We start from the raw sequence: 7,475 nt of genomic DNA on the forward strand, positions 1-7,475 counted from the left end.
CTAGCCCCCTTAGGGGGCGCTGCGCAAACGCCCCGCTACGCTAACAGCAATTCTGCAATTCTTGATTCAGAAGAAATAAATAAAGAATTGCGACTCCTGACCGGAGGCGGAGCTTTCCTTGCTCCGCTCCTGACTCCTGACTCCTGAGTCCTTCACTGTGTACTGTTTTAAAGAAATAACACAAAATAACAAATATTGAAAAACAAATACCAAAAGTTTAATGGCGGGTAGGTGCAGCACGATGAAAAATCACACACCGCTAGTTTCTGTGATCATGAACTTTTTAAATGCCGAAAAGTTCATTCAGCAAGCAATAGAGAGCGTATTTTCTCAGATATATCACAACTGGGAACTCTTGCTGATAGACGATGGTTCAACTGATACTAGCACTTCAATTGCTTTGCGGTATGCACAAAAAAATCCGACTAAGGTGCGTTATCTGGAACATGAGAATCACCAAAATCTTGGCAAGAGTAGTTCGCGCAATTTGGGTATCCACCATGCAAAAGGCGACTACATTGCTTTTTTAGATGCAGATGACATTTGGTTACCACAAAAACTGGAACGGCAAATATCAATTTTGATAGCACAACCTGAGATTGGTATGGTTTGTGGACCGACTCTCATGTGGTTTAGCTGGACGGGTAAACCTGATGATTTTCAACGCAATTGGAAACGAGAAATTGGTGTTCAGCTTGATACTTTAATGAAACCGCCAAAGCTGTTAACTCTGTTTTTACAACGCAAAGCTTCCACACCAGCTACTTGTAGTGTCTTATTGCGACGTGAGGTTGTAGAAGATGTCGGTGGCTTCGACGAGTCAATTCAGTTCATATACGAAGATCAAATTTTTTTTACAAAAGTATATCTTAAAGCACCTGTTTTCGTTGAGAGTGGGTGTTGGGATAAGTATCGACAACACCCAGATAGCTGCTGTCATATTGCCCAAAAGTCAGGAGAATATAATCCTTATGGACTAAATCCTGCTGAATTGATTTTCTTGAAATGGCTAGAAAAGTATTTGTTAGAACAAGAAGTTAAGGACCTCGAAATTTGGCAAGCACTTAAAAAAGCACTTCACCCATATCAACATCCAATTTTGTATCACGCAACAAAACGTACTCAAAAATTGAAATTTTTTATGAAAAATCAACTTAAAACAATAGCCAAAAAAACATTGCCTGTCTTTTTACAGCGTTTGTTGGTGCGATCGCTTGGACAAACATACTATCCTCCGGTAGGACATGTACAATTTGGTGACCTGCGACGACCCAAACCAATCAGTTGGCAGTTTGGCTATGATCGAGGACTACCAATCGACCGTTACTACATTGAAAAATTTCTTGCTTGTCAATCTGATGATATTCATGGATGGGTTATGGAAATAGGGGATAACTTCTACACTTGTAAATTTGGAGGCGAACGCGTTACAAAAAGCGATGTCCTTCACGTCAAAGAAGGAAACCCAGATGCAACAATAGTTGGTGATCTCAGCAAGGGTGACAATATTCCATCAGATAGCTTTGACTGTCTTATCCTGACGCAAACCCTTCAACTTCTTTACGATGTACGGAGTGGCTTGCAGACTATAAACCGTATTCTCAAGCCAGGTGGAGTTGCACTCGTCACTCTTCCAAGTATTACCTCACTCAGCGACGATGAATGGGATTCTTGCTGGTGTTGGGGGTTCACAACTGTATCAGCACAACGGTTGTTTGAAGAAGTCTTCCCAAAGGAAAATGTGAAGGTCGAGACTCATGGAAATGTGCTAGCAGCAACTGCCTTTTTACAAGGCTTGGCAATAAAAGAGTTGCACAAGCAAGAGTTGGATAACTGTGATCCTGCCTATCCGGTTTTAATCACAGTTAGGGCAGTTAAACCAGAGATTAAGTTATGAAATTCCCTGTAAGAGGAATTTACTAGGCAATTATTAAACTAGTTCTAGGACTAATCTGTTTTATGCTTCCTTAAGCTGAAAAGTTTTTAATATGTTTCATTTAGCACTTAAATTAAAAATAAGTTTACTGAAAATTGACTGAAAAATTTGGGCTGAAAATATTTATTGGTATGAAATTGTCATAGAACCTCATGAGCGAGCAACATCATCACAGGTGTTTAATTACACCAGTAAAAGAAGAAACTCCACGACCTTGTTGGTCGGTCATGATTCCCACCTACAACTGTGCAAATTATCTACGGGAGACATTAGCAAGTATCTTAGCTCAAGACCCAGGACCAGAGGTGATGCAAATCGAAGTGGTTGATGACCACTCCACTAAAGATGACCCAAAAGCAGTTGTAGAAGAAATTGGTCGTGGTCGTGTTGGGTTCTATCAACAACCAGAGAACGTTGGACATGTTAAGAATTTTAATACTTGCATCCAGCGATCGCGAGGAAAACTCATTCACCTACTACATGGAGATGATTGCGTACGATATGGCTTCTACCACAAGATGCAAAGTGTTTTTGATGCACATCCACAGCTAGGTGCAGCCTTCTGTCGGCATGTCTTTATGGATGAGAATGGTCATTGGCAATGTATTTCTGAGTTGTTACAACCTGAAAGTGGGATTCTCGACAACTGGTTGGAACGAATCGTGATTGGACAATGTATCCAAACACCGTCCATCGTAGTGCAACGGAACGTGTATGAAAAACTTGGAGGGTTTGATAATCGCTTTGCCTATTACTACGAAGACTGGGAAATGTGGGTAAGAATTGCTACAAAATACCCAGTCTGGTACGATGTTGAGCCGTTAGCAGTGTATCGGCTACGTTCAGCATCCAACAGTGGACGTACCGTGCGCACTGGTGAAAATATGCAAGAGGTACGAAAAGGTCTTGATATTGTTCAATCTTACCTACCTGCTTACATGCCCAAAAGTACTGTTAGCAAACTTTTAAAGGCAAACAGGAAGTGTTCTGCACAACATGCCCTGAGAACCGCATCGCAAATGCTTGTCATCGGTGATATACGTACAGCAATTGTACAAATTCGAGAAGCACTCAAATGTAGTCTGTCATTAGAAGTCATTGGATGGCTAGTTTATTTTGTCTCCCAAGGTTTGGCCCGTCGAGTCATGATAAAGGTAAAATAATGACTACTTCAACAAAAGAATCTATTATTATTGTTTGCGCTGCCGATAATAGGTATGCAATGCCTTTGGCAGTAGTCATTCGCTCAGTTTTGGAAAATGTGAGAAGCGATCGCCTCTGCACTTTTTTTATAATTGATGGAGGCATTAGTCAAAAAAATAAAAATAAAATTTTAAAAGTCAGTGATTCAAAGCAATGCATTATCACATGGTTGAAACCACCTGATGACATACTTGATAATATGAAAGTATCAGGTCATATCAAAGTGGCAACATATTATAAAATACTTATTCCTATCCTTCTACCAGATAATTATTGCAAAGCAATTTATCTAGATAGTGATTTAATAGTACAGGGTGATTTGGGGAAATTATGGGATATCAATATAGAAAACAACTATCTACTAGCAGTTCAAGATTCAGGAATACCTTATGTATCTTCTTATTATGGGCTACAAAACTATAAAGAACTGGGAATTCCCTTAGACTATAAATACTTCAACGCGGGAGTTTTGGTTCTCAATCTTGAGAAGATGCGAAAGCAAAGCACTAGTACACAAGTTATTCAGTATCTTGAAGACAACAAACAACATATTCGTTGGCACGATCAAGATGGACTAAATGCTGTGCTTGCAGGTAAATGGGGTGAACTTGAACCTAGATGGAATCAGCTTCCAAGCATATACAATAACTCTTCTTGGAAAGATAGCCCGTTTTCACAAGAAGAATTTACAAATGCTCTAAAAGAACCCTACATTATACATTTTGCGTCCAGTAGTAAACCTTGGAACTCTACTGTATATCATCCAGCAAACGACTTATTTTTTCATTATTTAGACATGACACCGTGGGTAGGGTGGCGGTGGACAATCTGGAGGCGTATCTGGAGAAAAATTATACAAAAAATACAATTTTACAAAGAAAAGTATCAGGGATACTGCGGGGTGCAAAAGGCTGTTCGTTTTAAGAAAAACTTTAGTTGTGGGTAGACTGCTTACTGAATAAAGGGTGATTTTTTTTCATTGGAACTGCCTTCTGAAAATTCTGATAGTCAGTGTACATCATTTGTAAAATTTGTTTGTTTCTTAATTAAAAAATTTGAGAACCTGACACAATGGAAACCCCTGTAGCATTTCTCATTTTCAAAAGACCTCAGACAACGGAAAAAGTATTTGAGGCAATTCGCCAAGCCAAACCACCAAAACTTTTTGTGATCGCAGATGGACCACGTGCTGAACGTCCTGATGAAGCAGAAAAGTGCGAAGCGACTCGTGCAATTATTGAGCGAGTTGATTGGAATTGCGAAGTTATTAAAAATTACTCAGATGTTAACTTGGGCTGTGCAAAACGTGTTTATAGTGGTATAAATTGGGTTTTCAGCAATGTTGAAGAAGCTGTCATTTTAGAGGATGATTGTGTACCTCATCCGACATTTTTTCGCTTTTGTGAAGAATTACTTGAGAAATATAGATACGATACCCGAGTCGCCTCGATTTCCGGGTCAAACTTTCAGTTTGGGCGTAGACGAACAAATTATAGTTACTACTTTTCTGTTTACAACCACTGTTGGGGCTGGGCAAGCTGGAGACGGGCTTGGCAGCATTATGACTTTTACATGAAGCTTTGGCCAGAGATTCAAGCAAAAGGTTTTCTCAATGATATCCTTATAGACCCTCAGGTAGTGAAGTATTGGAGTCATATTTTTCAGTCTGTTTATGAGCAGCCTTTTGTTGAAGGATGGGACTACCAATGGACATTTGCCTGCTGGATGCAGAGTAGTTTAGGGATTATTCCAAATGTGAATTTAATTTCTAATATTGGCTTTGGTCTAGACTCGACTCATTTCATTTCCGGTAAAGTAAGCCCTTACATCAATATGCCTAAAGAAGAAATGGAATTTCCTCTAAAGCACCCACCCTTTATAATTCGCAATATGGAAGCCGATAAGTTGACACAAAAAATTGTTTTTAAAATCAGTGTACTTCAAACTCTTAAGCAGAAAATTAAAAAACTTATAAAACCTTAGGTCAGGTATGAATAATAAATTGGATAGTTCGTTAGATTATCGTATTTTAGATTCTCGTTCCCGAATGAGAAATGAAAGTATGAAAAAGTTGAATCTTGGATGTGGGGATAGATACTCAACCAGTTGGATCAACATTGATTTTAATTCTAGTCAACCAGAGATAATTTCACACAATCTTTTACAGCCGCTTCCATTTCCTGATAATTCTATTGATGTAGTTTACAACAGCCATATCATAGAGCATTTTTCAAGAGAAGATGCAGAAACAGTCACAAAGGAGTGCTTTAGAGTTTTAAAGCCTAATGGCATTTTAAGAATAGTTGTTCCTAACCTAGAGCAAACATGCCGTGAATATTTAAGAATCATGGACATGATTGACACTGAGGAAGCAAGGAAGCAATACGAATGGATTATTATTGAATTGCTTGATCAAATGGTCAGGACAGAACGTGGTGGATTGATGACAGCTTATTGGAGACAGATACTGGAAAAAGATGATTCATCATCAATCAACTATATTGAAGCAAGGACAGGTGTAAAAGTCAGGCAAGAGGTAGACTCTTTTCAGAATCGTCCTCTCATACAAAAAATACTTAACATCAATACGAATAAACTAAAAAACAAATTCACATATACCTATATCGCCTTGATCAAAATGTTTATTCCACACCACATTCGTCAAGTGATCGCAGATGATACAGCTTTGGGTGAAAAGCACAAATGGATGTATGATCGCTACAGCTTAAGAAAACTGTTTGAAAAGGCTGGCTTTACAAATGTGATGTTTTTAGATGCTCATACAAGTTTCATTCCAAACTTTAGTAATGAGCTTTTGGATATTAATGCCGATGGGACTCCATATAAACCAGGCTCATTGTATGGTGAAGGCATGAAGCCGATGCCCTCAGCATAGATGCCTTGTACTTAGTCTTTGTCTTAATGAGGAAATTCCTAGATGAAAGTTTTACATATGAGTACCTACGATAGCAGAGGAGCTGGTCGGGCTGCATATCGGCTTCATCAAGGTTTACAAAGCATCGGCATCACTTCCCAACTATTAGTACAATCTAAAAGTAGTGACGATCAGACAGTTATTGGTCCACATACTAAGTTAGAAAAGGGAATTGCCAAGTTTAGACCATCTTTAAGTGGACTACCGTTAAGTTTTTATCCCCAGCGAGAACTGACTGACTACTATCCCTCTTGGCTTCCAGATACAGTGAGTCACCAAGTTAAGCAAATCAACCCTGATATTATCAACCTGCACTGGATTTGTGCTGGTTATTTAGAGGTTCAGACAATTGCGAAGTTTAACAAGCCTATCGTCTGGACTCTTCATGATATGTGGGCGTTTACTGGAGGCTGTCATTACAGTCAGAATTGCGATCGCTACACCAATGCTTGTGGTGCTTGTCCTCAACTGCGTAGCCAGAAAGATAAAGACTTGTCTCGTTGGCAATGGTACCGTAAAGCTCAAGCTTTGAAAGGAATTAATCTCACAGTTGTTTCTCCAAGCGCATGGCTAGCTAAATGTGCTCAAATGAGCTCTATTTTTCAGGATATGCGTGTTGAGGTGATTCCCAATGGTCTTAATCCCAGCAGATATAAGCCTGTTAATCGACAGCTAGCCCGAGAGTTTCTCAATTTACCTCAAACTAAGCAACTCATACTATTTGGTGCAGAAAAAGCAACGCTTGACAAGAGAAAAGGATTTCATTTATTGCAATCGGCATTACGAGATTTAAGCCAACTGTCGAGTTGGAGAGACAGGGTGGAATTAGTTGTATTTGGTTCCTCTCAAAGTGATCAGCAAATTGATTTAGGCTTTCCATCTCATTACTTAGGTAAATTGAGTGATGATATTTCATTATCACTTGTTTATGCAGCCGCAGATGTCTTTATTGCACCGTCTCTCGAAGACAACTTGCCAAATACAGTCATGGAGGCAATTGCTTGCGGAACTCCTTGCGTTGCTTTCAAAATTGGTGGGATGCCTGACATGATTGAGCATCAAAAAAACGGCTATTTAGCTCAACCTTATAAGATTGAAGATTTGATTCAAGGAATTCTATGGATATTAGAAGATGAACAAAGATATCAAGAACTTTCAGATTCTGCTCGCCAGAAAGTAGAACGAGAGTTTACTTTTGAAATTCAAGCCCGTCGCTATCTATCTCTTTTCAACAGCATATTGAAGAGATAAAGCTATTAACAGTTACCAGTTATCAGTTTGAAGAAGAATGGGCTAGCCCCCTTAGGGGGCGCTGCGCAAACGCCCCGCTACGCTAACAGCAATTCTGCAATTCTTGATTCAGAAGAAATAAATAAAGAATTGCGACTCCTGACCGGAGGC

General features: G+C 39.3%; 6 protein-coding genes. All 6 read left to right on the plus strand.

Annotated features, from left to right (window positions below; genetic code table 11):
- Positions 1-241: 241 nt before the first annotated feature.
- Positions 242-1,897 carry a glycosyltransferase family 2 protein gene (locus DP117_RS32755; RefSeq protein ID WP_169222338.1) on the plus strand — a complete coding sequence of 552 codons (1,656 nt, stop codon included), beginning with the start codon at positions 242-244 and terminating at the stop codon, positions 1,895-1,897.
- Positions 1,898-2,088: 191 nt separating this feature from the next.
- Positions 2,089-3,099 (plus strand): glycosyltransferase family A protein, encoded by a 1,011-nt coding sequence (locus tag DP117_RS32760; protein WP_169222339.1) that lies wholly within the window; start codon positions 2,089-2,091, stop codon positions 3,097-3,099.
- Entirely contained in the window at positions 3,039-4,085 is a 1,047-nt protein-coding gene (locus tag DP117_RS32765) for a glycosyltransferase family 8 protein (protein WP_248277948.1), read from the plus strand. Before DP117_RS32760 ends, DP117_RS32765 begins: the two co-directional genes overlap by 61 nt.
- Positions 4,086-4,210: 125 nt before the next feature.
- Positions 4,211-5,122, plus strand: a complete 912-nt coding sequence (locus DP117_RS32770; RefSeq protein WP_169222340.1) for a glycosyltransferase family 2 protein — start codon at positions 4,211-4,213, stop codon at positions 5,120-5,122.
- A 7-nt stretch (positions 5,123-5,129) separates the two neighbouring features.
- Positions 5,130-6,035 carry a methyltransferase domain-containing protein gene (locus DP117_RS32775; protein ID WP_211176491.1) on the plus strand — a complete coding sequence of 302 codons (906 nt, stop codon included), beginning with the start codon at positions 5,130-5,132 and terminating at the stop codon, positions 6,033-6,035.
- Between the two features lie 42 nt (positions 6,036-6,077).
- On the plus strand, positions 6,078-7,325 hold the full coding sequence (locus DP117_RS32780; RefSeq protein WP_169222341.1) for a glycosyltransferase family 4 protein: 1,248 nt from the start codon (positions 6,078-6,080) through the stop codon (positions 7,323-7,325).
- Positions 7,326-7,475: the final 150 nt, after the last annotated feature.

This window comes from Brasilonema sp. UFV-L1 (assembly GCF_012912105.1).
Lineage (GTDB): Bacteria > Cyanobacteriota > Cyanobacteriia > Cyanobacteriales > Nostocaceae > Brasilonema.

Bases quoted from the DNA above. Each gene is read 5' to 3' on its own strand.
- DP117_RS32755 (WP_169222338.1), top strand. From the start codon at position 242: ATGAAAAATCACACACCGCTAGTTTCTGTGATCATGAACTTTTTAAAT.
- DP117_RS32760 (WP_169222339.1), top strand. From the start codon at position 2,089: ATGAGCGAGCAACATCATCACAGGTGTTTAATTACACCAGTAAAAGAA.
- DP117_RS32765 (WP_248277948.1), top strand. From the start codon at position 3,039: ATGGCTAGTTTATTTTGTCTCCCAAGGTTTGGCCCGTCGAGTCATGAT.
- DP117_RS32770 (WP_169222340.1), top strand. From the start codon at position 4,211: ATGGAAACCCCTGTAGCATTTCTCATTTTCAAAAGACCTCAGACAACG.
- DP117_RS32775 (WP_211176491.1), top strand. From the start codon at position 5,130: ATGAATAATAAATTGGATAGTTCGTTAGATTATCGTATTTTAGATTCT.
- DP117_RS32780 (WP_169222341.1), top strand. From the start codon at position 6,078: ATGAAAGTTTTACATATGAGTACCTACGATAGCAGAGGAGCTGGTCGG.